Genomic DNA, 26,190 nt, shown 5'->3' with positions numbered 1-26,190 from the left:
TTCACCAGCCCGGCAGGATCTGGCTCGGCTTGGTCCGCTTCATCTTCGCGAAGGCGAGTGTTGCGAAGTCGAACGTGCCGGTCTCTTCCCCGAGCGGCACGGAAATATTGTCCAGGCTTTCCGAAATATGACGGGCGAGCGCGTCGACGATCTCCGGCTGCGAGGTCTGGCCGCGCATGATGCCGATGCGGCAATCGGGCAGGGCACCGAAACCGTCGGCCTCGCCCAGCACCCGCATACCGGGCCGCAGCGCGCATTCCGGCAGCACCGAGATCGCCAGGCCGGAAAGCACCGCGGCGGCGATGACGGTGGCCGAGAAGCTGGTGAACAGGATGCGGTAGTCGCGGTTCTGCTGGTCGAGCACGTCGGCGGCGGCCCGCCGCCAGATGCAGTTCGGCCGGCCGAAGGCCATCGGCAAGATCGTCTGCTCATGCGTCGCATGGTTGGCCGAGGTAACCCACAGCAGCGGTTCGCGCCGCACCACTTCCGACTGGCCGCGCGCGTCATTGTGCGTCACCAGCGCCAGGTCGAGATTGCCGCGCTTGATGTGTTCGACCAGTCCCGGCGTCGGCTCACAGATGACGGTCAGTTCGACATGCGGGTTGGAACGGGCAAACCGCGCCATGATCTCGGGCAGGAAGCGATCGGCATAGTCGTCCGGGGTGCCGATGCGGATGGTGCCTTCGAGCCGGCGGTCGTCGAATGCGGCCAGTGTTTCCTTGTTGAGATAGAGCAGCCGCCTTGCGTAGGAGAGCAGCCGGTCGCCCTCCTCGGTCAGCCTGTTGGTGCGGCCGTCCTTTTCGAACAGCGGCTTGCCGATCCGCTCTTCCAGCCGGCGCATCTGCATCGACACCGCCGACTGGGTGCGATGCACCGCTTCCGCCGCGCGGGTAAAGCTGCCGGTGTCGACAATCGAGATGAAGGTCTGCAACTGATCGAGATCGAGTGGCGCTTTCATCGGTCCAATCCATCATTGATGTTGATGCTAAAGATTAGAAACATTCGTTGGATTAATCAATCGCGCCATGGCAAATTCGCATTGTCTACATGAAGGCATGTGAATCGAAGCCGGAACGGCCGCTGTCGCCAGCGCCCGATCGACCGGTTTTGTCCGTTCGAGTCTAAAGGAGACCGACATGGCTACGTTTGATTTCGCCACCGAGACCTCGCGCATCACCTCGCGTCCGGCCGTTGCGACGCGCGTGGCCAATGCGGCTGCCAATATTTACCGCGCCTGGAAAAACCGCCGCGCCTTTTATCGCCTCGGCGAAATGTCAGATGCCGAGCTCGCCGACATCGGCCTGACCCGCGCCGACCTGCACGTCGCTATCGGTGTGCCCTTTGGCCGCGATCCGACCGAGAGGCTTCGCGTCATCGCAGTCGAGCGCGCCGAAACGATCGAGGATCTTGCCCGCAAGGTGGCCTGATCGCACAAGTTGCGATCCGGTCGCATTGAACCTTTTCGAGGCACGACGCCATCAAGTTACGCAGGCTCCCCACTCCCTGCCGGATCCCCCCGGCCGCCTGCGCGCTGCCCGGTCCTTGCAAGGACCGGGCTTTCTTTTTGGGAAATCAGGCGACGGCCGACTTTTGTGATGGCCTTGGTATCGATCTGCCAAGTTCGTGCGCAGCTTCTATCCAGGACGATATGGCGTCTTGGACATTAGCGATAGCTTCTTCAGGAGTTTCACCATCGGTGATGCAGCCTGGCAGGTCGGGGACCGAGGCCGAAAATCCGCCCCCGTCTTCTGCGGAAAGCGGTGCGATGACGACCGCATATTCAAGTCTGTCCGCCATGTCTCTTTACCTCGTCGATGAAAGCCACGAGTTTTCGAATATATACGGGTTTGATGGGGCGTTTAAAAGGCACTGTCAGAATCTCGGCCATTGCCGAATGATAGACTTTGTAATGCGACCCACCGGATCGTGGCGGCACGCATTGAACGCCTGCATCGTCACAAACTGCCCTTACATCAGCTATTGACCAATCACCGCGAGGGTTGCGGCGCATCTGTTCCAGTCTCTTGCCCACAGGACGTCGACTCGCAGCTTGTGGCGCTATCGCCGGCCCATTCCCTGTTTGAACTGGTCGAAGATCGACTCCATGCCCTTCTGGTAGTCGTCGCGTTGCTGGGCGCCCGTCTCGAACATCTTGCCGAACAGGTCGTCGAACGGATTTCTCGGCCTGCCGCTCGGATTGGTCTGCGGCTGCGGCGCCTGGGGTTGCCGCGGCGCCTGGCGAGGCTGCGGCTGAGACTGCGGCTGTTGTGCGCCGCCGAACATATCCTGCAGCACTTTGCCGAGCGGATTGTCACCATAAGGGTTCTGTGTCTGCTGCGGCTGGCTTTGCGGCTGCTGCCCGCCGCCGAACATATCCTGCAGCACCTTGCCGAGTGGATTGTCCGCTGGACCTGCAGGCTGTGGTGCCGGCGCCTGGCCGCCGCCGCCCGCCTGCCGCATCATCTGCTCGATGAGCTCGCCGAGCGGATTGCCGCCGCCGCCTGCCGCATGCATCTGCCCGCCTAGCTGGTTGGTGGTCTGCTTGAACAATCCGCCCATCATCATCGAGGCGATTGCCGGCAGCATCTGCTGCAGGACCTGCTGGCTGACGCCGCTCGCCCGCGCGGCCTGGCTGGCGACGGCGCGTGACAAATCCTTCGAGCCGAACAAATGCCCCAGAATGCCGTTGCCTTCATCGAGACCCTGCGGCGAGAAGGCCCGGCTTGCATCCTCGAAATATTTGGCGTGCTGGCCGCTGGCCATCGCCGTCATGAAGGCGCCGAGCCCATAAGGGTCCGCCGTATTGCGCTTCAGCCCCTGTGAAAAGGCCGGCAGCAGCGCCGCGACCGCCGATTGCGTCTGCTGCTGCGAAAGCCCGAACTGCTGGGCCAGCGCCTGCATGCCGGTGCCGTTCTGAGCCTGCGCCAGAATATCGAACAAGGAAGGCATTGTTTTCTCCTCCGGGAAAATCCTCGCAGGAGAAGCCTAGTTCGTTTCCATCACTGATTGAAGCGAATTTGCCGGACCATGAACCATGCGGATAGCGAAGCGTTAATACGCGTATTCCATGAACACCGGCTCGATCGAACCGCCCCAGCGCGTGTGGTAGGCGGAGAGCATCTCTTCGGCGCTTGTCGTGCCGCGCGCGACGACCTCGTCCAGCGTGTTGAGGAACGAGGTCTCGTCATAGCCGTCGCGGTTCTTGCGGCCACGGTTCTTCAGTCCCATGCGCGAGATGACGAGCACGTCGCGGGCGATCTCGCGCAATGTCGTGTTGCGGAAGGGCGCCGAAATGCCCTGTTCCGGCACCGCGTTGCGCATCGCCAGCACCTCGTCATAGCTCCAGCTCGAAGTCAGCGCCTCGGCCGCGTCGAGCGCTGCCGCGTCATAGAGCAGCCCGACCCAGAAGGCCGGCAGCGCGCAAATGCGCCGCCACGGCCCGCCATCGGCGCCGCGCATTTCGAGAAAGCGTTTCAATCGCACGTCGGGGAACAGCGTAGACAGATGGTTCGCCCAGTCGCCCATCGTCGGCAGCCCGTCCGGCAATTCGTTGCGGGCAGCGCCCGCCATGAACTGGCGGAAGGTGACGTGCGTCATGTCATGGTACTGGCCGTCGCGGATGACGAAATACATCGGCACGTCGAGCGCCCATTCGACATAATCGGCAAAGCCGAAATCGGGCGAGAAACAGAACTCGAGCAGGCCGGAGCGCTGGTTGTCGGTGTCGCGCCAGATCTCGCCGCGCCAGCTCTGCAATCCGTTCGGCCGGCTTTCGGTGAAGGGCGAGTTGGCGAACAGCGCCGTCGACAGCGGTTGCAGCTTCAGCGACACCTGCATCTTGCGGCGCATGTCGGCCTCGCTCTCGAAGTCGAGGTTCACCTGGATCGTGCAGGTCCGGTACATCATGTCGAGGCCTTTGGTGCCGACCTTGGGCATGTAGCGGGTCATGATCTCGTAGCGTGATTTCGGCATTTTCGGCGTCTCGGCCAGCGACCATTTCGGGCTGCCGCCAAGGCCGAGAAAACGAATGCCCATCGGTTCGGCGATCTCGCGTACCTGCGCCAGATGCGCATTGCCTTCGCGGCAGGTCTGGTGGATCGTCTCGAGCGGCGCGCCGGACAGTTCGAACTGGCCGCCGGGTTCCAGCGAGATCGCGCCCTGGCCGGTCGGCTCGACCAAGCCGATGATGCGGCCGGCATCCATGATCGGGTCCCAGCCGAGTTTGTCCTGCATGCCTTCGAGGATGGCGCGTATGCCGCGTTCGCCGCCATAGGGCACCGGCGCATTGCCGTCGATGTAGAACGGAAATTTCTCGTGCTCGGTGCCGATCCGCCACTTGTCGCGCGGCTTGTTGCCTTCGGCCAGGTGCTCGACGAGTTCGTCGACGCTTTCGACCGGCCGGAAATCGGTTGTATCGCGCGCCATGATAGCCCTCCGCACATGACCCCGAAAATCGGCTTCGATTTTCGGAAAGGATCATGTGCCCAATCAAAATGCTACAGCGTCCTTTGCGCGCCCGAAAGGACGCGCGGCGCTGTAGAGCGGTCGGACGACCGCCGGCGCTAGATGGACGAAATGTCAGTAGCCGATCAAGCGAAAAATCCTGAGCCAGCGGGTAACTGGAATTGATCACCAATCGCCGATTGTCGCCTGGATCAGCGCCAGTGCCGCCACCGCCGCCGTATCCGCCCGCAGGATGCGCGGCCCGAGCGGAATCGCGGTAACGAAGGGCAGCGCTCTCAGCATCTTGCGTTCCTCGTCGGAAAAGCCGCCCTCCGGCCCGACCAGCAGCCCGAGCTTCTTCTCCCGCACCGCCTGCAATGCCGGCAGGGGATTGTTGGTCGATGCGTCCTCGTCGCAGAAGATCAGCCGCCGCTCTCGGTCCCAGTTGCTGAGCAGGCGTTCGATTTTTTCCGCTTCGCGCACCTCCGGCACCGCCAATATGCCGCATTGCTCGGCCGCCTCGACGACATTGGCGCGCAGGCGCTCGATGCCGGGCCTTGCCACTTGCGTATGCTGGGTGATGACCGGCTGCAGGATGCCGGCGCCCATTTCCACCGCCTTTTGCACGAGGTAGTCGAGCCGCCCCTGCTTCAGTGGCGCGAAGCAATAGACGAGATCGGGCAGCGGTGGCTGCGGCCGCTGCAATGCCAGCACCTTCAGGCGTACAGCTTTCTTCGATTTTGCCGCGATTGTCGCCGACCACTCGCCGTCGCGGCCGTTGAACACCAGAACCTCGGCACCTTCGCCGAGCCGCAGCACATGCGAGAGATAATGGCTCAGCTGCGGGCCGACGTCGAACTCGATGTCCGGTCCAAGCCCATCCGGCACGAACAGCCGCTGCATCTTGTAATTGGCGCGCATCGCCGAGGAATGGGCGAGGCTGTCCCCGGCGTCAAGCCTCCGCGCTGACGTGCCAGACAGGTCTGTAGCCACGCTTCAGCACGGAAACAGTTGTCGCCGGCGTGAGCAGGCGGAGTGGGCGGCCGGCAAAGCTATCGAACGCTACCGGTTCGCCATAACCCGCGAACGACCAGTGCAGCGCTTTGCCGCCGCGCATCGCATAGGCATCGCTGCCGTCCGCAACCATGGAACCCTCCGCCAGGGCCATGAGGTCTTGCGCCGCGATGATCGGCGGCCGTCCGCCCGAGGCCAGGCGCTCCTTGTGCAGGCGCTTGTCGATCTGCGGCGCGCGCGGCTCGGCAATGCCGAAGGCTTCGCCGAAGCGCTGGACAAAATCCCTGGCTCGCTCGCGCCGGCAGAAGAAGCAGGGCCGATGCCCGGCCGCCAGCGCCGTCACCTCGTCGAGGAAAAACAGCTCGGTCCAGCCGGCCTTGCCGCCAGCCCGGTTGCGGCCCATCGGCTCGCGCCGCACGTCGCGGAACTCGCAGACGCAGATGATCCAGGCTTGCAGCGCCCAGCGATTCTTCAACAGCGTTCTCGTCTCGGGGTCATGGATGATGCCGCGATTGCCCATGAACAGGCCGCGCTCCGGCACGGCATGGATGGCGCCGAACGGATCGACCCGGTTCTGCAGCGGCATAGGCGTTCCTTCCTGGCTGCAATACTGGCTTGGCTGCAATGCTGGCGTCATGATATCGCTCGCTGCATCAATTTCATGTCAGCAGGTTTCGATGCGGGTCTTGGTCGTCCAGAACTTCGACAATGAGGGCCTTGGCCAGATCGGCGCGGCACTTGTCGAGGCGGGCGCCGATATCGACCTGCGCCGGCCCTATCGCGGCGACGCGCTGCCGCAAGATGGCGGCGAGCATGACGCCATGGTGGTGCTCGGCGGCGCCCAGAATGCGCTGGACGACGAGCTCTGTCCTTATTTTCCGGGCCTGCTCGACCTGACGCGCGATTTTGCCGACAGGGATCGCCCGGTGCTCGGCATCTGCCTTGGCAGCCAATTGGTCGCGCGCGCTTTTGGCGGCGAAAACCAGATAGGCGGCGCCTCGGAGTTCGGCTGGCACGAGGTGGCGCTCACCGCGGCGGCGCAGGCCGATCCGGTGCTCGCCGCCTTGCCCGAAAAATTCCCGATCTTCGAGTGGCACGACGACACCTTTGTCTTGCCTGGGACTGCCGTGCGGCTGGCCGGCAACGCCGTCGCCGAGAACCAGGCGTTCCGCATCGGCCGCGCCGTCTATGGCTTCCAGTTCCATTTCGAGGCCGACCGGCCGATGGTTCGCGACTGGAGCACAGCCTTTGCACCGCTGATCGCCGAGCGGCATCCTGAATGGAGCAGCCGGCTCGACGATGAAATGGCCCGCAACGGACCGCAAGCCGATGCCGCCGGCCTCGCCATCGCCCGCGCCTGGGTGGCGACGATCTGACGGCTCATACAGTCGACGTATTTGGCGACGTTGCATATTTGGCACGCGGCGGCAAATCCGCCGGGGAAAACGCGTTTCATCCTTGGCCTGTGTCCGTCCGCCATCCTAAAAGGCGCCCGCTCTGCATCTTCGGTGCAACCGCGATGAACCTTTCCTGTGACCCGCGCGACACACCGCCGATACAGAACATGCCTAGAAGCGCGAAACCGTCAGAGATTTGCGACGTATTTTGCGTTTCAACGCATTGGTAACCCGCTCGTGCATAGATGCAGAAAGCTCAACAAGAGATGACGTCCGTGAAAGCAGCCTTTTTGTCCTTTGCCATGTTGTCGGCTATCGTGTTGTGCGGCCTCGGCATTTATTCCGCCGACGCAGCCAACAACCACAATGCCGTCGACGGCTACGGCGTCACTGCCGCGCTTCGTTAGACCCTCTGCACATAATCCCACGCCTTCGTCACCCTCAACGCAAGGCTTCGCGATGCCCTAATCGCTCAGAGTTGATGACGAAGGAAGGGATGCTTCGGCAATCTCGAAGATTTGCAGTCCGCCACCACCGAGATTTTGGCGGCTGACAGGAACCGTCGGCGGTCGCTGCCGATCGCCCAGACCTGTCAAAACCACTGTGCAAAAAATGCCCTAAGCCCTCTCACCCGTGACCGTCAGGATGCGTTTTTCCGCACCGTCGACGACGAGCGCGGTGAGGTTTCCCGACTGCCAGGCGAGCGTGTCGACATTGACGCGGTTACCGGTGATCTCGGCCTTGGGCACCGGCGTATGACCGTGCACCACGATCTTCGGATGGAGGCCGGTGTGATCGTGGAAGACGTCGCGAATCCAGATCAGGTCCTGCGGACTCTGGCTTTCCAGCGCAATGCCGGGCCGGATGCCGGCATGACAGAAGAAGAAGTCGCCGAATGTCACTGAAAAGGGCAGCGACCGCAGGAACTCGACATGGTCCTGCGGCACGGCCTCGACCAGCGCGGCGTGACCTTGCCGCAATGCCGCATCGGCTCGGCCAAACCAGGCGCTGCCCCCACCGAGGGCCACCCCGTAGGATTGCGCCGTCTGGATGCCACCATAGCGCATGAACAGTCCGTCCGGGTCGGGGACATCGAGAAAATCGAGGAAGCCGATGTCATGGTTCCCGGCCAGCATCAGGTGACGCGGATCGCGTTTTTGGGCGTCGATCAGAAAGTCGATGACACCCTTGGAGTTCGGGCCGCGGTCGACGTAATCGCCGAGATGAATGACGCGCCAATCGGCCGGCGGCTTCTGACCGAGCTCAGCCTCGATGCGGTGGTGCAAGGCCGCCAGTAGGTCGAGCCGGCCATGCACATCGCCGATCGCGTAAAGACGCATGCCTTCCGGTCCGCGTGCGCCGAAAAAATTGATGCCGGGCTCCGTCAATGCCTGCGTCGCCTCCGTGATCATGCCGTCACGGGACTTTAGCGCCGAAGCTGATCCTTGCCCATGTCGGTGACCAGACGCTTTCCGCACAGTGCCAGCGTTATGTCCATCTCCTTGCGGATGATTTCTAACGCCTTGGTAACCCCTTCCTTGCCGAGTGCGCCGAGGCCGTACAGGAAAGGCCGGCCGATATAGGTGCCCTTGGCGCCGAGGCAAAGTGCCTTCAGCACGTCCTGGCCGGAGCGGATGCCGCCGTCCATATGCACCTCGATCGTATCGCCGACGGCGTCGGCGATCTCTTCGAGCGCCATGATCGACGACGAGGCGCCGTCGAGCTGGCGCCCGCCATGGTTGGAAACGATGATCGCGTCGGCGCCGGTCCTGGCCGCCATCAGCGCATCTTCCTTGTCGAGAATGCCTTTCAGGATCAGCTTGCCGCCCCAGCGCTCCTTGATCCAGGCGACGTCCTTCCACGACAGATGCGGATCGAACTGCTCCCTCGTCCACGACGACAGCGAGGCGAGGTCACCGACGCCCTTGGCGTGGCCGACGATGTTGCGGAACGTCCGGCGCTTGGTGCCGGCCATGCCGACGCACCAGCCCGGCCTGGTCGCCATCTGCCAGATGTGCTTTGGCGTCATTCGCGGCGGCGCCGAAAGCCCGTTGCGGATATCCTTGTGGCGCTGGCCGAGGATCTGCAGGTCGAGCGTCAGCACCAGCGCCGAACATTTCGCCGCTTTTGCGCGGTCGATCAAATCGAACACGAAATCCTTGTCGCGCAGCACATAAAGCTGGAACCAGAACGGCTTCTTGGTCACCGAAGCGACATCCTCGATCGAGCAGATGCTCATCGTCGACAGCGTGAACGGTACGCCGAATTCCTCCGCCGCCTGCGCAGCCAGCATCTCGCCATTCGGATGCTGCATGCCGGTCATGCCGGTCGGCGCCAGCGCCACCGGCATCGCCACCTTCTCGCCGATCATGGTCGATTCCAGCGAGCGGTTGTCCATGTCGACAAGCACCCGCTGGCGGAACTTGATCTTCTGGAAATCCTCTTCGTTGGCCCGGTACGTGCTTTCGGTCCACGCGCCGGAATCGGCATAGTCGAAGAACATCTTTGGCACGCGGCGGCGCGCCAGGGCCTTGAGGTCGGCGATGGTGAGAATGCTGCTCATGGATTTTTCCACTGGTTCTTCGCGGGTTCGTCGCTGAATTTTCTGGCCGGAGCCTACGGCTGTTTTCTTGCCGCCTCACCGTCACCGGGCTCGGAGCGCTGCCTGAGCCTCAGCCGCGACACGCGCTGCCAGTCGCCGCTGCGCTCGGCCTCGGCCATCGACCGTTCGACATAGGAGATGTGATCCATCGCCGCCTGCCGCGCCGCGGCCGGATCGCCGGCCTTGACCGCCGTGTAGATGGCCCGGTGCTGCGAAAGCAGCGCCTCGCGCGCGCCCGGCACGTTGAACACCAGCCGCCGGTTCTGGAACACGCCTTCCGACAGCAGCCGATAGCAGGAGCGCAGCGTATGCAGCAGGATGATGTTGTGCGCGCATTCGCAGATCGCGTGATGGAACTCGACGTCGATTTCCGCCTCGTCGTCGAAATTGCCGGTCCGGTGCGCCTCGTCCATCCGCGCCATGATGCGGTCGAGCAGCGCCAGATCGTCTGATGTGGCGCGCCGCGCCGCATATTCGGCCGCCACCGCCTCGATCTCGCGGCGGTACTCCAGATAGTCGGTCACCGCCTTGCGATGCATCGAGATCAGGTCTGTCACCGGCTTGGTGAACAGCTGGCCGATGACGTCGGCGACATGGGTGCCGCCGCCGGGCCGTGTCGTCAAAAGCCCGCGCCCTTCCAACGCCTTCAAGGCATCGCGCAGGATCGGCCGCGACACCTCGAACTGGCGCGCCAGCTCGCGCTCGCCCGGCAGCCGGTCGCCGGTGCGCAGGACGCCTTCGAGGATCAGGCTCTCGATCTGCTGCACCACCTCGTCGGCCGTGCGCGAATGCTCGATCCGGGAGAATATGTCGCTCAAACGGGCTGCCTGGGGTTGAACCGATGGTGCGCAAGATAAAGCCAGCGTCGCCAACTGGTCAAATTATTTATCCAATTCGCCTGATCGGGTCGGTTTCGAAGCCGCGGCGCCATATCATCTTCAGCTAAATTGGGCGTTTGCGTCCCCTGGCGATTGCCTCTAGAGGGACATCATTGCCAAAGGGCTCAGAGAAGCCCGGGGAACCAGCCGTGCCAGACGCCGACCCGTCCAACCTCGAATTCCAGCTACGCGCCAAAGCCGGCGTCATGGGCGGCAGCGTCATGGGCTTTCCGGCGCATGAAGGAAGGCCCGGCGCGCTCGGCGAGGTTCACGCCCGGCCGCACCCGCTGGTCGAAAAGCCGCGCGTGCTGGTGCAGCTTTCCTTCATGACCGAAGGCGGCTCGGGCGTCGATCTGGCCGTGCTTTCCGAACTGTCACAGCGTCTCGGCATCGCCGCGCCCGACCGTCATGCCCGCCATCACGCGATGAAATGGGGCAAGGGCTCGCTGCGCTGGGAACGGCACACCGAGTTCTCGACCTATCTCTGGGAAGGACCGCTTGCCGAAAACGGCAGGGGGCAAGAAGACACACCCTTTGGCAACGGGTTTTCGCCACCGGGAACGGTGATTTCCGGCATCAGGCTTGAAATTCGCAAATGGACGCCGGCCAACGAGAGGCTGATCGCCGGCTTCGACCCGACCAGCCTGTGCTATTCGCTGGTCGAGCGCGGCAACGCCGCAATCGTCACCGATTTCCGCCAGGATGGTGACGGCTTGACCCGCATTCTGGTGCTCGACCGCGGCCTGACGCCGGCGCGCACCGGCGCTCTGTCGCAACGGCTGATCGATATCGAGACCTACCGCACGCTGGCCATGCTTGGGCTGCCGCTGGCGCTGACACTTTCGGGACGCGCCCGCCGCATCGAGGACAGGCTGGCCCAGACCACGCTGGAAATGAAGGTCGCCGAAACCCGCGACAGCCAGACCTTGCTCGCTGACCTGACCGAACTTGCCGCCGAACTGGAGGCTGACGCCGCCTCCAGCCTCTACCGCTTCGGCGCCAGCCGCGCCTATGACGGCATCGTCGGCGAGCGGCTGGAGGCGCTCGATGAGGAAGCCGTGCCCGGCTACGACACCTGGGGCGGCTTTTTGCAGCGGCGCGTCGCCCCGGCTATGCGCACCTGCCGTTCGGTCGAGGAGCGCCAGGCCAATCTGTCGCGCAAGCTCACCCGCGCCACCACGTTGCTGCGCACCTGGGTCGACGTCGAGGTTGAGAAGCAGAACCGCGATCTGCTGGCATCGATGAACAATCGCGCCCGCCTGCAATTGCGCCTGCAGCAGACGGTCGAAGGTCTCTCCGTCGCCGCCGTCTCCTATTATGTCGTCGGCCTCATCGGCTACGTCGCCAAGGGCGCCTCGATCTTCGGCCATGCTTTTGCGCCGGAAGTGGTCACCGCCGCCTCGGTGCCGCTCGCCGTCCTGCTCGTCTGGTGGGGCGTGCGTCGTGTGCGCCGCATGCACTCCGAACCCGGCAAGCAGCCGGGCGAGTAGGCAGGTAATCTCCCCCCTTGAGGGGGAGATGTCGCCGAAGGCGACAGAGGGGGTTGTCCCGCATGGAGCGCCAACCTCGTTTCGCGGCGGGACACGATATCGGCGATTTACGTGAGACGACCCCCTCTGGCCGCTTCGCGGCCATCTCCCCCTCGAGGGGGGAGAAAGTCAGCGCTATCCTCGCGCCATCCCCCACCCCGCTCACTTCGTTCGCGACCCTCCCCACAAGGGGGAGGGTAGATATGCAGCGGCAGATTGCCGCTGCGGAAGGCTGTCCGGCTATAGGCCGTTCGTTCCGGCCAAAGCGGGATTTGCAACGGGCAGCTGTCGCTGGTAAAAGATTTTTACCAGTCGATCGAAGGAGGCTGTCGATGTCCGGCCTTGCCATGCCGAAACCAGACGACGCCACGCTGCGCCGGCGCGACGAGATCGTCGCCGATATGCGCATCATCGTGCCGGGTGAGGGCGTCGTCGACGCGGCCAATACCATGCGTGCCTTCGAGAGCGATGGGCTCACCGCCTACCGGCAATTGCCGCTGGTCGTGGTGCTGCCGCAAACCGTGGCGCAGGTCTCGCGCGTGCTGAAATACTGCAACGACCGCAACATCCGCGTTGTGCCGCGCGGTTCCGGCACTTCGCTGTCCGGCGGCGCGCTGCCGCTCGAAGACGCGGTGCTGCTGGTCATCAGCCGCTTCAATCGCATCCTCGAGATCGATTTTCAGAACCGCATCGTCGTCGCTCAGCCGGGCGTCACCAATCTCGGCATCACCACCGCCGTCGAGCAGGAGGGCTTTTATTACGCCCCCGATCCATCCTCCCAGATCGCCTGCTCGATCGGCGGCAATGTCGCGGAAAATTCCGGCGGCGTGCACTGCCTGAAATACGGTCTAACCGCCAATAATGTGCTCGGCATCGAGATGGTGCTGATGAATGGCGAGGTGGTGCGCCTCGGCGGCAGCCATCTCGACGCGGAAGGCTACGACCTGCTCGGCGTAATGACGGGCTCCGAAGGGCTGCTCGGCGTCGTCACCGAGGTCACCGTGCGCATTTTGAAGAAGCCGGAGACGGCGCGGGCGCTGCTGATCGGCTTCCCGACCAGCGAGCAGGCCGGCCAATGCGTCGCCGACATCATCGGCGCCGGCATCATCCCGGGCGGCATGGAGATGATGGACCGTCCGGCCATCCACGCCGCCGAGGATTTCGTCCAGGCCGGCTATCCCTTGGATGTCGAGGCGCTGCTGATCGTCGAACTCGACGGGCCGGGTGTTGAGGTCGACCATCTGATCGGCCTTGTCGAAGCCATCGCCTATAGGAACGGCTCGACCACATGCCGCATCTCGCAATCGGAGCAGGAACGGCTGAGCTTCTGGGCCGGCCGCAAGGCAGCCTTCCCCGCGGTCGGCCGCATCTCGCCCGACTATTACTGCATGGACGGCACCATCCCGCGCAAGGAACTGCCACGCGTGCTCGCCGGCATGCGCGAGTTGTCGGAGAAATACGGTCTCGGCGTCGCCAACGTCTTTCACGCCGGTGACGGCAATCTGCATCCGCTGATCCTGTATGACGCCAATGTGCCGGGCGAGCTCGACAAGGCGGAGAGTTTCGGCGCCGACATATTGCGGCTCTGCGTCAAGGTCGGCGGCGTGCTGACCGGCGAGCACGGAGTCGGTGTCGAGAAGCGCGACCTGATGCCGGAAATGTTCAACCAGATCGACCTCGACCAGCAGATGCGGGTCAAATGCGCTTTCGACCCCAACCATCTGCTCAACCCGGGCAAGGTGTTTCCGCAGCTGAGGCGATGCGCCGAGCTCGGGAGAATGCACGTGCATCGCGGGCAGGTGGCGTTCCCGGACATTCCGAGGTTTTGAGGTGATGCTTCGCTTCTCAATGTCGGCATTCCTTCGCACCCCTCTCTGTCCTGCCGGACATCTCCCCCACTTAGGGGGAGATTGGCCCTCATCGCCGCTTTCGCCAATCGCTAACGTTGCCGAACGAAGGCCGGCCGCGAAACTGCCAATCTCCCCCCTTGCGGGGGAGATGCCCGGCAGGACAGAGAGGGGCGCGAAGGATCACGGCATATCTGCATTTGGGGCTGGCGCTTTCTCCTCATGACCAATTTCACCCCCTCCACCGCCGCGGAAACTCTCTCCACCGTCGCCTGGGCAGCCGCCGAAGAATCGCTGCTCGAAATCCTCGGTCACGGCTCGAAGCGCGGCATTGGCCGTCCGCCGCAGAGCGAACATACGCTCGACCTGTCGACCCTGTCCGGCATCACGCTCTACGAGCCGGCCGAGCTGGTGCTGTCGGCAAAAGCCGGCACGCCGCTGGCCGAGATCGAAAGCCTGCTTGCCGAAAGCGGCCAGCAACTGGCTTTCGAGCCCATGGACTATGGCCCGCTGCTCGGCGGAAAGCCGGGAAAAGGCACGATTGGCGGCGTGCTGGCCGCGAACCTTTCCGGCCCGCGCCGGTTGAAGGCCGGTGCTGCGCGCGACCATATCCTCGGCATAGCGGCCGTCTCCGGGCGCGGCGAGGCCTTCAAGTCCGGCGGCCGTGTGGTCAAGAACGTCACCGGCTATGATCTGTCCAAGCTGATGGCCAACAGCTGGGGCACGCTGGCGGTCTTTACCGACGTCACCTTCAAGGTGCTGCCCTCAGCCGAGACCGAAGTCACGCTCGCCATCCGTGGCCTGCTCGACGATCGTGCCACCGCCGCCATGGCACTGGCGCTCGGCTCGAGCGCGGAAGTGTCGAGCGCCGCCCATCTTCCCGAACGAGTCGCAGCTAGGGTCGCCGGCGGCAGTCTCGGCAGCGATGCGGCGACGCTGCTGCGCATCGAGGGGTTCGGCCCGTCGGTCGCCTACCGCATCGCCGCGCTGAAAGACCTGCTGAAAAACGCCGGTCCACTGCAAGAGATTTCGGGTTCGGTCTCGTATTCGGTCTGGCGCGATGTCCGCGATTGCGCGCCGTTCGCCGACGGCAGCGAAAGGCCGGTGTGGCGCGTCTCGATGGCGCCGTCGCAGGCTCACCAAATGGTGCTGGCGCTGCGCATGCAGGCCGCGGTCGACGCCTTCTACGATTGGCAGGGCGGGCTGATCTGGCTGCGCATGCAGCAGGACGATCCCGAGGCCAGCCTGTTGCGCGGCCTGATCCAAAAACATGGCGGCGGCCATGCGACGCTGGTGCGCGCTGCCCCTTCGCACCGCGCCGCCGTGCCGGTGTTCGAACCGCAGCCGCCGCCGCTGATAGCACTGTCGGCGCGGCTGAAGGCCGAATTCGACCCGAAGAATATCCTCAATCCCGGCCGTATGGCGCCGGGCGCAGGCTCTGCTACTCTCGCCCCGACAATCGAGGGAGGAGCACAATGAGCGATATCAATCCAGGTCAAAACGATGCACCGCGCCAGACCGACCGCTGGCTGCAGCCCGGTCCGACCAACGCGCTGGTCATCTACATCTTGTACCTTGCCAGTTTTGTCATCGGCGTCACCGGTATTGCCGGCATCGTCCTCGCCTATATCAACCGCGGCAAGGCCGGCGGGTTCGTCGAGAGCCACTACACATTCCTGATCCGCACGTTCTGGATCGGCCTGCTCTATGCACTGATCTCGGCGCTGCTGATGGTCGTGGTCATCGGTGTCGTGCTGATATTCGCCGTCGCCGTCTGGTTCATCGCCCGCTGCATTCTCGGCTTGCAGGCGCTGCAGCGCGGCGAGCCGGTCAAGAACCCGGAAAGCTGGTTCCTCGGACTTTAGAGCATGATCCCGAAAAGTGGGAACCGGTTTTCGGAGAAGATCATGCTCAAACGGTAAGGACTCTTTGGCGTGCAAACCTCCTTCTCGCTTGCCCAGCTTGCCGATCCGCATGTCGCGGAATCGGAAAAGATCCTGCGCAAATGCGTGCATTGCGGCTTCTGCACGGCCACTTGCCCGACCTATGTGACGCTCGGTAACGAGCTGGATTCGCCGCGCGGGCGGATCTACCTGATCAAGGACATGCTGGAAAACGGCCGTCCGGCAGACAAGGAGATCGTCACCCATATCGACCGCTGCCTGTCCTGTCTCGCCTGCATGACCACCTGCCCGTCGGGCGTCAACTACATGCATCTGGTCGACCACGCCCGCGCCCATATCGAGGAGACCTACAAGCGTCCGCTGGCCGATCGGCTGACCCGCGCCATGCTGGCCTTCGTGCTGCCTTATCCCTCGCGTTTTCGCGCTGCCCTCAAACTGGCCAGGCTTGGCAAGCCGTTTGCCGGGCTGTTCGAGAAAATCCCGGCGCTGAAGCCGCTGGCGGCGATGCTCAGGCTCGCCCCGGCGTCGATCCCCGTCGCATCGCCGATGGCCTCCCTGGGCATCCATGCGGGGCAGGGCACGAATAAAAATGGCCGCGTCGCCATCCTCACCGGCTGCGCGCAATCGGTGCTCGATCCCGGCATCAACGACACCACGATCTCGCTGCTGACCCGGCTTGGCGTCGAGGTTGTCGTGCCCCAAGGCGAGGGCTGCTGCGGCGCACTGGTGCATCACATGGGCCGCGAGGAGGCCGCCCTGGCGTCGGCCAGGCAGAACGTCGACGCCTGGACGCGCGCCATCGACCAAGGCGGGCTCGACGCGATCGTCATCACCGCGTCCGGCTGCGGCACCACCATCAAGGATTACGGCTTCATGCTGCGCCTCGATCCGGCCTATGCCGACAAGGCGGCGCGGGTCTCGGCGCTGGCCAAGGACATCACCGAATACCTCGTGAGCCTCGAGCTGCCCGAGCCGGTTCGCAAGCCGGGCACGGTCGTCGCCTATCACTCCGCCTGCTCGATGCAGCACGGCCAGAAGATCACCCGCCAGCCGAAGGAGCTTCTGGCCAGAGCCGGCTTCGTCGTGCGCGAGCCGCGCGAAGGGCATTTGTGCTGCGGTTCCGCCGGCACCTACAACATCCTGCAGCCCGAGATTTCGGCGACGCTGCGCGACCGCAAGGTCAGGAATATCGAGGCGACCGGTGCGGAAATCGTCGCCACCGGCAATATCGGCTGCATCACCCAACTCGCTTCGGCGGCGAAGCTGCCCGTCGTGCATACGATAAAGCTGCTCGACTGGGCTTATGGCGGGTCGAAGCCGGAAGGCGTCGCCGAAGACAGGGCGGTTATCGCGGCCGAGTGATGCGCCGGTTGGTTTACTCCGCCGCCAGCCTGTCCGCGGTGCCGTAGGTTGCCTGGTAGCGGGCGCGCTGGCGGCTGAGCGCCACCATGGTGTTGCGCAGCAGGATCGCCACGGTGATCGGGCCGACGCCGCCCGGCACCGGCGTGATCCACGACGCGACATGCCTGACGCTCTCGGCATCGACGTCGCCGACGATGCGGCCCTCGCCGTCCGGCCCGATTTCCGAATTGATGCCGATGTCGATGACGGCAGCACCCGGCTTGACCATGTCGGCCTTGATCAGCCGCGGCTTGCCGACGGCGACGAACAGTGCATCGGCGCGGCGGGCGTGTGCCGCTACCGAGCGGGTCATGTGATGGCACACCGTCACCGTCGCGCCTTCGCTCATCAGCAGGAAGGCGATCGGCTTGCCGACGATCTCGGAATGGCCGACCACCACCACTTCGAGCCCCTTGAGGTCGAGCCCGGTTTCCTTGAGCAACTCGACCGAGGCCGCCGCCGTGCAGGGCGCCAGATCGAGCTGGTTGTAGACGATGTTGCCGATCGAGGCCGGATGCATGCCCTCGACGTCCTTGAGCGGATGCACAGCCGCCTGCAGCGTCTTGATCGGGATGTGCACCGGCACCGGCCGCTGGATGATGATGCCGGTGACGCGCGGGTCGGCATTGAGGCCGTGGATCGCCGCTTCCAGTTCGCCGGCAGTGATGTCGGCGCCAAAGCGCCGTTCCTCGAAGCCGATGCCGGCCAGCCCGGCCTTGGCGCGCTGGTTGCGGACATAGACGTCGACCGCCGCGGTGTCGCCGACGGTGATCGACACCAGCTTGGCCGGAAACCCTTCGGCGGTGGCGATCGCCGCGTCCTCGCGCACGCCGGCGATGATGCGTTGGGCAACCGGGCCGCCTCTGAGATAGCGGCTGTCATCGGAGAGGGACATCGAGATAGGGCCTCTGTCTGGGACTTTAGCCGCCACATAGCAACGTTACCGCGAAAAGGCAGCGCGAAAAGCGAACCGCCATGCCCGTCGCGCGACGTGCCGGCGAAATCGTCCCGTCAATTCTCGCTGGCGGAAACAAAAAGGGCAGCACGGCTTGCCGCGCTGCCCTTTCGTGACTGGCCGCATCCCCACACGGCCCGTCCCCCGTTGTCCATTCATCTGGCCTCAGAAAGCCAAAGCTAATGTCTTTCTAGACCAGATGATTCATCGCGGCAACTATATCACCACCACCGTTGTTCCGATATTCACGCGTTCGTAAAGATCGACCACGTCCTCGTTGCGCATGCGGATGCAGCCCGACGACACCGCGCCGCCGATCGTCCAGGGCTGGTTGGTGCCATGGATGCGGTATTCGGTCGAGCCGAGATAGAGCGCGCGCGCGCCGAGCGGGTTTTCCATGCCGCCGGCGAGATAGGTCGGCAGATAGCGGCCCTTGGCCGCTTCGCGGGCGATCATCACCGCCGGCGGTCGCCAGTCCGGCCAGACCCGCTTGTTGGAGATCTTGTGGGTGCCGGACCATTCGAAGCCCGGCTTGCCGGTGCCGACGCCATAGCGCCGCGCCTTGCCGTTCTTCTCGACCAGATAGAGGAAATTCTCTCTCGTATCGATGACGATCGTGCCCGGCTTCTGCGGGCCGTCATAGGCGACTTGCTGCGGCAAATAGACGGGATCGATCTGCGGCCGCATGACCAGGCGCTTGGCCGGCGCCCGCACCGCTGCCGTGCGCAATTGATCGGGTTGCGCTTGCCGCTGATAGCGCCGTTGCGGCTGCACCTCTTGCCGGCTCTGCCGAACGATGCCCGGCGCATGGCCGAGCTGCAGCACCCAGGGCGCCGAAAGGTCGGGGCTGACCACCACCGGGGGCCTCTCGGCATAGCGGTCGTTGGCATTGGCGGCGCCGGCGGCAAGCACGGCCGCGGCGCCGAACAGTGGGAACAGGAATATCTTCATCGGATCGCACCTTGATCGTCGAACATGCCGGGGCGCAAAGCCTCCCCGATTTCCAGGACATTGGGCGCGAAGCGGCAACCGAAACATGAATCGGAATGCGTAAAATGCCGATCTGTCAGTAAACCTTTTGGTGTGGTTACCGCCCGGTTCAGGAATCTGGTAAAGCCGCGGTAAAGACAGCGTCAAAACGCGTTAACGCCAAGACACATCAACGAACGGAATTCCGCCATGGATGAAAAGACAGGTCTGCTTGCCGGTCCCGACGGGGTCGCCCGCTGCTTCTGGCACGGCAATCTGCCGGATTATCTGCACTACCACGACAACGAATGGGGCCGGCCGGTCGCCGACGATCGCCGGCTGTTCGAAAAGATCTGCCTCGAAGGCTTTCAGTCGGGCCTGTCCTGGCTGACCATATTGCGCAAGCGCGACAATTTCCGCGAGGCGTTCGCCGGCTTCGATGTCGACAAGATCGCCGCCTTCACCGACGAGGATGTCGAACGCCTGCTCGGCAATGCCGGCATCATCCGCCATCGCGGCAAGATCGTCTCGACCATCAACAACGCCAAACGCGCCCGCGAACTCATCGACGAGGCCGGCTCGCTGGCCGCATGGTTCTGGAAGTTCGAGCCCGGCCCAGGCGAGCGGCCCGAGATCGTCGATCTCGCCCATCTGCGCGCCAATCCGACGACGGCGGTCTCGGTCCGCATTTCGAAGGAGTTGAAGAAGCGCGGCTGGAGCTTTGTCGGCCCGACCACCGTCTACGCCTTCATGCAGGCCATGGGGCTGGTCAACGACCATCTCGAGGGCTGCGTCTGCCGCGAGCCGGTCGAGGCGGAGCGCAAAGCGTTCAAGCGGCCGAAGTGAGCGCCCCTTGCCTTCTCCCCTTGTGGGAGAAGGTGGATCGGCGCGTAGCGCCGAGACGGTTGAGGGGTGTTGGAAGGAATGAGGCGTTGGCGTTCGCTGGAACACCCCTCATCCGACCGAGCTTCGCTCGGCCACCTTCTCCCACAGGGGGGAGAAGGAAGAGGCGCTGTCAGACGCCGCCGATGCCGGCCAGGAAAAGCCCGGCGAGGATGGCTGCCAGCGCAGCGAACACCGGATAGATGACCAGCAGGCCGGTCATCAGAACGTCGCGCATGGTCGGCCCGTTGCGCTGTTGCGCCGCGATCTCGAACGGTCCTGCGATTTGCTTCGTCGTCTTCGGCGCATGACCATCGGCCGGCCGCAGCCGGACCGGGACTTCGCGTGCGCCGCTATCGATGATGTCGAACTTTTGTAGCGTGGCCATGGCCCCGAACCCCTTGTTTCGGCGCGCTTATCGGCCCGGATTGTGTCGGCACGATGCCGCGCGCATGGCGCAATTGTTTTCAGCTTCTTGCCTTCTCCCGCGACGAGGGGAGAAGGAAGAAGTGCAAACGCTTGCCTTCTCCGGGCTGCATCGGTAGGACACGCCCACCCGAAATAAGTCATCGATTGCTTTAGCAAAGTACCCCATCCCATGGCCGACAAATCCGAAAAGATGAAAGCGCGGCTGCCGCGTGGTTTTGTCGACCGCAGTGCCGACGACATTCGTGCCGTCGAGAAGATGATGGCGACGATCCGCTCGGTCTTTGAGCTGTACGGTTTCGAGCCGGTCGATCAGCCGCTGATCGAATACACCGATGCGCTGGGCAAATTCCTGCCCGACCAGGACCGGCCGAACGAGGGCGTGTTCTCGTTCCAGGACGATGACGACCAATGGCTGTCGCTGCGCTACGACCTGACCGCGCCGATGGCGCGCTTCGTTGCCGAAAATTTCGAGCGCCTGCCGAAGCCGTATCGCAGCTATCGCTCCGGCTGGGTGTTCCGCAACGAGAAGCCCGGCCCCGGCCGCTTCCGCCAGTTCATGCAGTTCGACGCCGACACGGTCGGCACCCCGGGCGTCGCCGCCGATGCCGAGATGGCGATGATGATGGCCGACGTGATGGAGGCGCTGGGGATCAAGCGCGGCGACTACGTCATCCGCGTCAACAACCGCAAGGTGCTCGACGGCGTGCTGGAGGCGATCGGGCTTGGTGGCGACGAGAACGCTGGCCGCCGGCTGCAGGTGCTGCGGGCGATCGACAAGCTGGACAAGCAGGGCGTCGGGGGGGTTCGTCTGCTTTTGGGCGCCGGGCGCAAGGACGAGAGCGGTGATTTCACCAAGGGCGCCGGGCTGGATAATGCGCAAATCGACGTTGTCATCAGCTATTTCACAGTCATGGCGCAGCATGATCCCGAAAAAATTGTCCAGACACTGGGATCTATCACCCCAGGGCTCAGCAATCTTGTCGAGGAAAGGAAACTCGAACATCTGGGCATAACGAATGCCTCGTTTGTTGAGGGTCTTGCGGAGTTGGAGCAGATAAGAACCATGGTCGCCCAAAGCGGCTACGGTGAGGATCGCATCCGCATCGACCCCTCCGTCGTCCGTGGCCTCGAATATTACACCGGCCCGGTCTACGAGGCCGAACTGCTGGCCGAAATCCCCAATGAAGAGGGAAAAATCGTCCGCTTCGGCTCGGTCGGCGGCGGCGGCCGCTATGACGGGCTCGTCTCGCGCTTCCGTGGCGAGCCGGTGCCGGCGACCGGCTTTTCCATCGGCGTCTCGCGCCTGATGACGGCGCTGAAGAACCTCGGCAAGCTCGACACGTCGGATGTGATCGCGCCGGTCGTCGTGCTCACCATGGACAAGGACACCGAAAGCCTCGGCCGCTACCAGAAGATGGTGGCCGAGTTGCGCGCCGCCGGCATCCGCTCCGAAATGTATCTCGGCGGCGCCGGCATGAAGGCGCAGCTGAAATATGCCGACCGCCGCGGCAGCCCGGTCGCCATCATCCAGGGCGGCGACGAACGCGCCAAGCGCGAGGTGCAGATCAAGGACCTGATTGAAGGCGCGCGGATGTCGGCCGAGATCGCCGACAACGCCGAATGGCGCGCGGCACGGCCGGCGCAGGTGACGGTGGCGGAAAGCGAGCTGGTCGCCGAGGTGAAGAAGATACTGGCGGCGCAGTCCGGGGAGCCGGCGCGTGGCAAGTAGGGCGCCGCTCCCTTCTCCCCTTGTGGGGTCCGAAGGACGGGGCGAGACACGTGGCTCGCCCCAGGGCGGTGGCCGAGCGAAGCTCGGTCGGATGAGGGGTGTTCCAGGGGACGCCAACGCCTCATTTCTTCCAGCACCCCTCATCCGTCTTGGCGCTGCGCGCCAATCCACCTTCTCCCACAAGGGGAGAAGGGAAGGGCGCCTGCCATGACCTCCCGCCCCGCCATCGCATCCGACATCGCCAAGCTCTTCGCCGCGCGCAACACCCATGCCGTCGAGGTCGCGGTGCTGCAGCCGGCCGATCCCTTCCTCGACATGGCCGGAGAGGATTTGCGGCGCCGCATCTTTCTCACCGAAAGCGAGACCGGACAGACGCTTTGCCTGCGGCCGGAATTCACCATTCCGGTCTGCCTCGACCACATCGCCAGCCAGGCCGGTACGCCGCGCCGCTATTCCTATCTCGGCGAAGTGTTTCGCCAGCGCCGCGAGGGCGGCAACGAGTTCTTCCAGGCCGGCATCGAGGATCTTGGTGACCGCGACACGCCGCAGGCTGACGCCCGTTCGCTGGCCGATGCGCATGCGCTGCTTTCGCTGGTGCTGCCCGGCCAGGAACTGGCGGTCACGCTCGGCGACCAGACCATTTTCGAGGCGGTGCTTGCAGCGCTTGGCCTGCCGCGCGGCTGGCGCATGCGGCTGGCGCGGGCCTTCGGCTCGGCGCCGATGCTGGAAGCAGCCCTTGCCGACCTCGCCAATCCGCCGCGCAACAGCCAGCTGGCAGGCGCGGTGGCTGCGCTTGTCCTCGACGGCGATCTGGAAGCTCTTTCGGCCCATATCGCCGGCGGCATGGAACAGGCCGGGCTGTCGGCATCGGCCGGGCGTTCGCCGTCCGAAATCGCGCGGCGGCTGATCGAGAAGGCCGAGCTGCGCAGCGTGCGGCTGTCGAACGAGGCGTTTGCGGCGCTGAAGAGTTTTCTGGCGATCGACGTGCCGCTCGATAACGCCGCCCAGGCGCTCGAAAGCTTTGCAGCCGATGCCGGCCTTTCGCTGGGGGCTGCGCTGGAGAATTTTTCGGCACGCGCCGCGGCAATCGAAGCGCTCGGCCTGCCGGCGAAAACAATCCGCTACGACGCCGCCTTCGGCCGCCCGCTCGATTACTATACCGGCCTGGTTTTCGAGGTCGCGGCGAAGGGCGGCGACCGGCCGCTGGCCGGCGGCGGCCGCTACGACCGGCTGCTGACGCTGCTCGGCGCAAAAACACCGATCCCCGGCGTCGGCTTTTCCGTCTGGCTCGACCGCATCGAGGCACTGCGGGAGAAGGCGCCATGATCACGCTGGCGCTGCCGTCGAAAGGCCGGCTCAAGGAGCAGGCGCTGCAAGTGCTGGCCAAGGCCGGGCTCGCCGTCAGCCTGCCCGGCGACGAGCGCAAATACCGCGCCCGCATCGAAGGCATGGACGGCGTCGAAATAGCGTTCCTGTCCGCCTCAGAGATATCAAGCGAAATCGGCCAGGGCTCGGTCGATCTCGGCATCACCGGCGAGGATTTGTTGCGCGAAAACCTTGCCGATTGCGAGACGCGCGCCGAAATCATCGCCCGCCTCGGTTTCGGCAATGCCGATGTCGTCGTCGCCGTGCCCGACATCTGGCTCGACGTCGACACGATGGCCGACCTCGACGACGTCGCCGCCGATTTCCGCCAGCGCCATGGCCGGCGGCTCCGCATCGCCACCAAATACTGGCGCCTGACCCAGCAGTTCTTTTCGCAAAAGCACGGCATCCAGGTCTACCGCATCGTCGAGAGCCTCGGCGCCACCGAAGGCGCGCCGGCGGCCGGATTGGCCGATATCGTCGTCGACATCACCACGTCAGGCTCGACGCTGCGCGCCAACCATCTCAAGGTGCTGGCCGACGGCCTTATCCTGCGGTCGCAGGCTTGTCTCGTCGCTTCGAGAAAGCAGCGTTCGGCGGCCGACGAGGTGACTTTGCGCGATATTGCGGCCAGGATGGCATCGGTGGAGAGATAGCTTTCGCCGTCGGCGAAGCTGCTTATCTCCCGCCTTGAGGGGGAGATGTCGCCGAAGGCGACAGAGGGGGTCGGTACGTCTTGACGCGACTCTCCTAACGAACAGAACAGGCTGGAGCTCCACGCGAGACGACCCCCTCTGGCCTGCCGGCCATCTCCCCCTCAAGGGGGAGATCAGCAGCTTGGCCGCTGGCGCCTGAAGCAATTTTCTCTAAAGCGCAGCAACGTTGTTCTTGCTTTGTGCCGGCAGCTATGCTACTAATCTCGCTATGGTGCCAATTGGCGCCGACGACCCGCCCGCCGAGGCGGGTTTTTTATTTTCGGCGCCATCCCTCACGTTCCAACCTCCCAACCGTACCATCGACGGGATTTCCACCGTCCTGCCGGGCTGATAGGCTCGGCCTGTCTGCGGAGGACACGGCGATGCCGATCAATCTCGACGAGTTGAAGAATGCAACCAACCTGCGCGGCAAGCGCAGTGGCGGCTCGTTCATTGCGCCGGTCGACGGCACGGCGCATGTCTCGGGCGAGCGCAGCGTGCCGCTGCTCAACCTGACGATCCCGGCGCTGTTTGCCGATACGGTCGGCAAATATGGCACGCTGGATGCCGCCGTCTTCGTCGATCAGGACAAGCGCTTTACCTGGGACGAACTGTCCGAGACCGTCGATGCCCTCGCCGCCGGCTTCCTGGCGCTCGGCCTCGAGAAAGGCGATCGCGTCGGCATCTGGTCGCCGAACCGCTGGGAATGGCTGGTGACGCAATTTGCCACCGCGCGCATCGGCCTGATCCTGGTCAACATCAACCCGGCCTACCGGCTGGTCGAACTGGAATATGCCTTGAACAAGGTCGGCTGCAAGGCGCTGGTCACCGCCGCCACATTCAAGAGTTCTGACTATCTCGGCATGATTGAGACGCTGGCGCCGGAGATCGCAAAGGCTGCGCCCGGCAAGCTCGACGCCAACAAGCTGCCGGCGTTGAAGATCGTCATCCGCATGGACGAGGAGAATTCTGCGGGCATGTTCAATTTCGCTGACGTGCTGGCGATGGCCGGGCGCGACGAGCATGACAAGCTCGACCGGATATCCGGAGGGCTGAAACCGGACGACGCCATCAACATCCAGTTCACCAGCGGCACAACAGGTGCGCCCAAAGGCGCGACGCTGACCCACAACAACATCGTCAACAACGGCAATTTCGTCACCTCGGCAATCAGGCTCACCGTTGACGACCTGCTGTGCATCCCGGTGCCGCTCTATCACTGCTTCGGCATGTCGATGGGCACGATGGGCTGCGTCACCAAGGGCGCGACCATGGTTTTCCCCAGCGAGGGCTTCGATGCTGGCGCCACGTTGAAGGCGGTAGCGACGGAAAGCTGCACCGCGCTTTACGGCGTGCCGACCATGTTCGTCGGCCTGCTCGACCATCCGGATTTCGCCTCCTTCGATCTCTCCAGCCTGCGCACCGGCATCATGGCCGGCTCGCCATGCCCGATCGAGGTGATGAAGAAGGTGGTGTCGCTGATGCACATGGCTGAGGTGACCATCGCCTATGGCATGACTGAGACCAGCCCGGTCTCGTTCCAGAGCAGCGTCGACGATCCCTTGGAAAAACGCGTCTCGACCGTCGGCCGCGTCCATCCTCATGTCGAGGTCAAGGCCATCGACGCCGATGGCGCCACCGTTGCGGTCGGCGCGCCGGGCGAGCTCTGCACGCGCGGCTATTCCGTGATGAAGGGCTATTGGGACGACGAGCAGAAGACCCGCGAGGCGATCGACGCCGACGGCTGGATGCACACCGGCGACCTCGCCACCATCGATACAGAGGGCTATTGCAACATCGTCGGCCGGGTGAAGGACATGGTTATCCGCGGCGGCGAGAACGTCTATCCGCGCGAGGTCGAGGAGTTCCTCTATCGCCACCCCAAGGTCAAGGAGGTGCAGGTGTTCGGCATTCCCGACTCGAAATATGGCGAGGAGCTTTGCGCCTGGATCGTGCTCAAGCCGGGCCAGATCACGACGGAGCAGGAGATCAAGGCGTTCTGCGCCGGCCAGATCGCCCATTTCAAGATCCCGCGCTACATCCGCTTCCGCACCGAGTTGCCGATGACGGTGACCGGCAAGCCGCAGAAATTCCTGATGCGCGAGGCCATGGTGGCGGAGCTTGGGCTGGTAACGCAGAAGACGGCTTGAG

Annotated in this window: 25 protein-coding genes; 13 read left to right on the top strand and 12 right to left on the bottom strand. The window is 64.1% G+C overall.

Annotation, left to right across the window (positions count from 1 at the left end; genetic code table 11):
* Position 1: 1 nt before the first annotated feature.
* Complete coding sequence (locus tag NKI85_RS21355; protein ID WP_352526346.1) at positions 2-958, bottom strand: LysR substrate-binding domain-containing protein; 957 nt, start codon at positions 956-958, stop codon at positions 2-4.
* 178 nt (positions 959-1,136) lie between these two features.
* Here NKI85_RS21355 and NKI85_RS21350 point away from each other — a divergent pair, with 178 nt between their 5' ends.
* Entirely contained in the window at positions 1,137-1,427 is a 291-nt protein-coding gene (locus NKI85_RS21350; RefSeq protein WP_352526347.1) for a DUF1127 domain-containing protein, read from the top strand.
* Positions 1,428-1,572: 145 nt separating this feature from the next.
* Here the strand turns inward: NKI85_RS21350 and NKI85_RS21345 are convergent, their stop codons facing one another.
* The 5 genes from NKI85_RS21345 to NKI85_RS21325 form a co-directional block, all read right to left on the bottom strand.
* Positions 1,573-1,797, bottom strand: a complete 225-nt coding sequence (locus NKI85_RS21345) for a type II toxin-antitoxin system HicB family antitoxin (protein ID WP_352526349.1) — start codon at positions 1,795-1,797, stop codon at positions 1,573-1,575.
* A gap of 261 nt (positions 1,798-2,058) precedes the next feature.
* Positions 2,059-2,949, bottom strand: coding sequence for a DUF937 domain-containing protein (locus tag NKI85_RS21340; protein ID WP_352526351.1), 891 nt, complete (start codon positions 2,947-2,949; stop codon positions 2,059-2,061).
* Positions 2,950-3,051: 102 nt separating this feature from the next.
* Positions 3,052-4,425, bottom strand: a complete 1,374-nt coding sequence (locus NKI85_RS21335; RefSeq protein ID WP_352526352.1) for a glutamate--cysteine ligase — start codon at positions 4,423-4,425, stop codon at positions 3,052-3,054.
* A 204-nt stretch (positions 4,426-4,629) separates the two neighbouring features.
* Positions 4,630-5,364 (bottom strand): 16S rRNA (uracil(1498)-N(3))-methyltransferase, encoded by a 735-nt coding sequence (locus tag NKI85_RS21330; protein ID WP_352526416.1) that lies wholly within the window; start codon positions 5,362-5,364, stop codon positions 4,630-4,632.
* A gap of 31 nt (positions 5,365-5,395) precedes the next feature.
* Positions 5,396-6,043, bottom strand: a complete 648-nt coding sequence (locus NKI85_RS21325) for a hypothetical protein (protein ID WP_352526353.1) — start codon at positions 6,041-6,043, stop codon at positions 5,396-5,398.
* A 91-nt stretch (positions 6,044-6,134) separates the two neighbouring features.
* On the opposite strand from NKI85_RS21325, the gene NKI85_RS21320 reads away from it, so the two are divergent.
* Both NKI85_RS21320 and NKI85_RS21315 read left to right on the top strand, forming a co-directional pair.
* On the top strand, positions 6,135-6,833 hold the full coding sequence (locus NKI85_RS21320) for a type 1 glutamine amidotransferase (RefSeq protein WP_352526355.1): 699 nt from the start codon (positions 6,135-6,137) through the stop codon (positions 6,831-6,833).
* Positions 6,834-7,129: 296 nt separating this feature from the next.
* On the top strand, positions 7,130-7,261 hold the full coding sequence (locus tag NKI85_RS21315) for a hypothetical protein (RefSeq protein ID WP_280952144.1): 132 nt from the start codon (positions 7,130-7,132) through the stop codon (positions 7,259-7,261).
* Positions 7,262-7,471: 210 nt separating this feature from the next.
* Here the strand turns inward: NKI85_RS21315 and NKI85_RS21310 are convergent, their stop codons facing one another.
* The 3 genes from NKI85_RS21310 to NKI85_RS21300 are packed head-to-tail and all read right to left on the bottom strand — an operon-like array spanning position 7,472 to position 10,274.
* A complete protein-coding gene (locus NKI85_RS21310) occupies positions 7,472-8,242 on the bottom strand; it encodes a metallophosphoesterase family protein (RefSeq protein ID WP_352526417.1) in 771 nt (256 codons plus the stop codon).
* A gap of 38 nt (positions 8,243-8,280) precedes the next feature.
* The gene (locus tag NKI85_RS21305) at positions 8,281-9,417 is read right to left on the bottom strand and encodes an alpha-hydroxy acid oxidase (protein ID WP_352526356.1); all 1,137 of its coding nucleotides are present in this window, start codon (positions 9,415-9,417) and stop codon (positions 8,281-8,283) included.
* Positions 9,418-9,470: 53 nt separating this feature from the next.
* Entirely contained in the window at positions 9,471-10,274 is an 804-nt protein-coding gene (locus tag NKI85_RS21300) for a FadR/GntR family transcriptional regulator (RefSeq protein WP_352526358.1), read from the bottom strand.
* A 266-nt stretch (positions 10,275-10,540) separates the two neighbouring features.
* Between NKI85_RS21300 and NKI85_RS21295 the strand changes: the two genes are divergently transcribed.
* From NKI85_RS21295 to glcF, 5 genes are all read left to right on the top strand, one after another.
* Positions 10,541-11,824, top strand: coding sequence for a DUF3422 family protein (locus tag NKI85_RS21295; protein ID WP_352526419.1), 1,284 nt, complete (start codon positions 10,541-10,543; stop codon positions 11,822-11,824).
* A gap of 371 nt (positions 11,825-12,195) precedes the next feature.
* Positions 12,196-13,692, top strand: coding sequence for an FAD-linked oxidase C-terminal domain-containing protein (locus NKI85_RS21290; protein WP_352777823.1), 1,497 nt, complete (start codon positions 12,196-12,198; stop codon positions 13,690-13,692).
* 240 nt (positions 13,693-13,932) lie between these two features.
* On the top strand, positions 13,933-15,189 hold the full coding sequence (locus tag NKI85_RS21285) for an FAD-binding protein (RefSeq protein ID WP_352526362.1): 1,257 nt from the start codon (positions 13,933-13,935) through the stop codon (positions 15,187-15,189).
* The gene (locus tag NKI85_RS21280) at positions 15,186-15,575 is read left to right on the top strand and encodes a DUF4870 family protein (protein ID WP_352526364.1); all 390 of its coding nucleotides are present in this window, start codon (positions 15,186-15,188) and stop codon (positions 15,573-15,575) included. The genes NKI85_RS21285 and NKI85_RS21280 overlap by 4 nt, the downstream gene beginning before the upstream one ends.
* Positions 15,576-15,644: 69 nt before the next feature.
* The gene (glcF, locus tag NKI85_RS21275; protein ID WP_352526366.1) at positions 15,645-16,976 is read left to right on the top strand and encodes a glycolate oxidase subunit GlcF; all 1,332 of its coding nucleotides are present in this window, start codon (positions 15,645-15,647) and stop codon (positions 16,974-16,976) included.
* Positions 16,977-16,989: 13 nt separating this feature from the next.
* Here the strand turns inward: glcF and NKI85_RS21270 are convergent, their stop codons facing one another.
* Complete coding sequence (locus NKI85_RS21270) at positions 16,990-17,910, bottom strand: bifunctional 5,10-methylenetetrahydrofolate dehydrogenase/5,10-methenyltetrahydrofolate cyclohydrolase (RefSeq protein ID WP_352526368.1); 921 nt, start codon at positions 17,908-17,910, stop codon at positions 16,990-16,992.
* 276 nt (positions 17,911-18,186) lie between these two features.
* On the bottom strand, positions 18,187-18,921 hold the full coding sequence (locus tag NKI85_RS21265; RefSeq protein ID WP_352526369.1) for a L,D-transpeptidase: 735 nt from the start codon (positions 18,919-18,921) through the stop codon (positions 18,187-18,189).
* Positions 18,922-19,149: 228 nt separating this feature from the next.
* Between NKI85_RS21265 and NKI85_RS21260 the strand changes: the two genes are divergently transcribed.
* Positions 19,150-19,785 carry a DNA-3-methyladenine glycosylase I gene (locus NKI85_RS21260; RefSeq protein WP_352526371.1) on the top strand — a complete coding sequence of 212 codons (636 nt, stop codon included), beginning with the start codon at positions 19,150-19,152 and terminating at the stop codon, positions 19,783-19,785.
* Positions 19,786-19,954: 169 nt separating this feature from the next.
* Here the strand turns inward: NKI85_RS21260 and NKI85_RS21255 are convergent, their stop codons facing one another.
* Positions 19,955-20,209 (bottom strand): hypothetical protein, encoded by a 255-nt coding sequence (locus NKI85_RS21255; RefSeq protein WP_352526373.1) that lies wholly within the window; start codon positions 20,207-20,209, stop codon positions 19,955-19,957.
* A gap of 210 nt (positions 20,210-20,419) precedes the next feature.
* On the opposite strand from NKI85_RS21255, the gene hisS reads away from it, so the two are divergent.
* From hisS to NKI85_RS21235, 4 genes are all read left to right on the top strand, one after another.
* Positions 20,420-21,979: a histidine--tRNA ligase gene (hisS, locus tag NKI85_RS21250; RefSeq protein ID WP_352777819.1), complete on the top strand. Its 1,560-nt coding sequence runs from the start codon at positions 20,420-20,422 to the stop codon at positions 21,977-21,979.
* A 207-nt stretch (positions 21,980-22,186) separates the two neighbouring features.
* Positions 22,187-23,305: an ATP phosphoribosyltransferase regulatory subunit gene (locus tag NKI85_RS21245; RefSeq protein WP_352777817.1), complete on the top strand. Its 1,119-nt coding sequence runs from the start codon at positions 22,187-22,189 to the stop codon at positions 23,303-23,305.
* A complete protein-coding gene (gene hisG / locus NKI85_RS21240) occupies positions 23,302-24,000 on the top strand; it encodes an ATP phosphoribosyltransferase (RefSeq protein ID WP_352526379.1) in 699 nt (232 codons plus the stop codon). Before NKI85_RS21245 ends, hisG begins: the two co-directional genes overlap by 4 nt.
* 422 nt (positions 24,001-24,422) lie before the next feature.
* On the top strand, positions 24,423-26,189 hold the full coding sequence (locus tag NKI85_RS21235) for an AMP-binding protein (protein ID WP_352526382.1): 1,767 nt from the start codon (positions 24,423-24,425) through the stop codon (positions 26,187-26,189).
* Position 26,190: the final 1 nt, after the last annotated feature.

This window comes from Mesorhizobium sp. M0571, from assembly GCF_040320985.1.
Classification (GTDB): domain Bacteria; phylum Pseudomonadota; class Alphaproteobacteria; order Rhizobiales; family Rhizobiaceae; genus Mesorhizobium.
The sequence above is the reverse complement of the archived record's forward strand: the minus strand, read 5'-3'. Positions and strand labels throughout refer to the sequence as shown.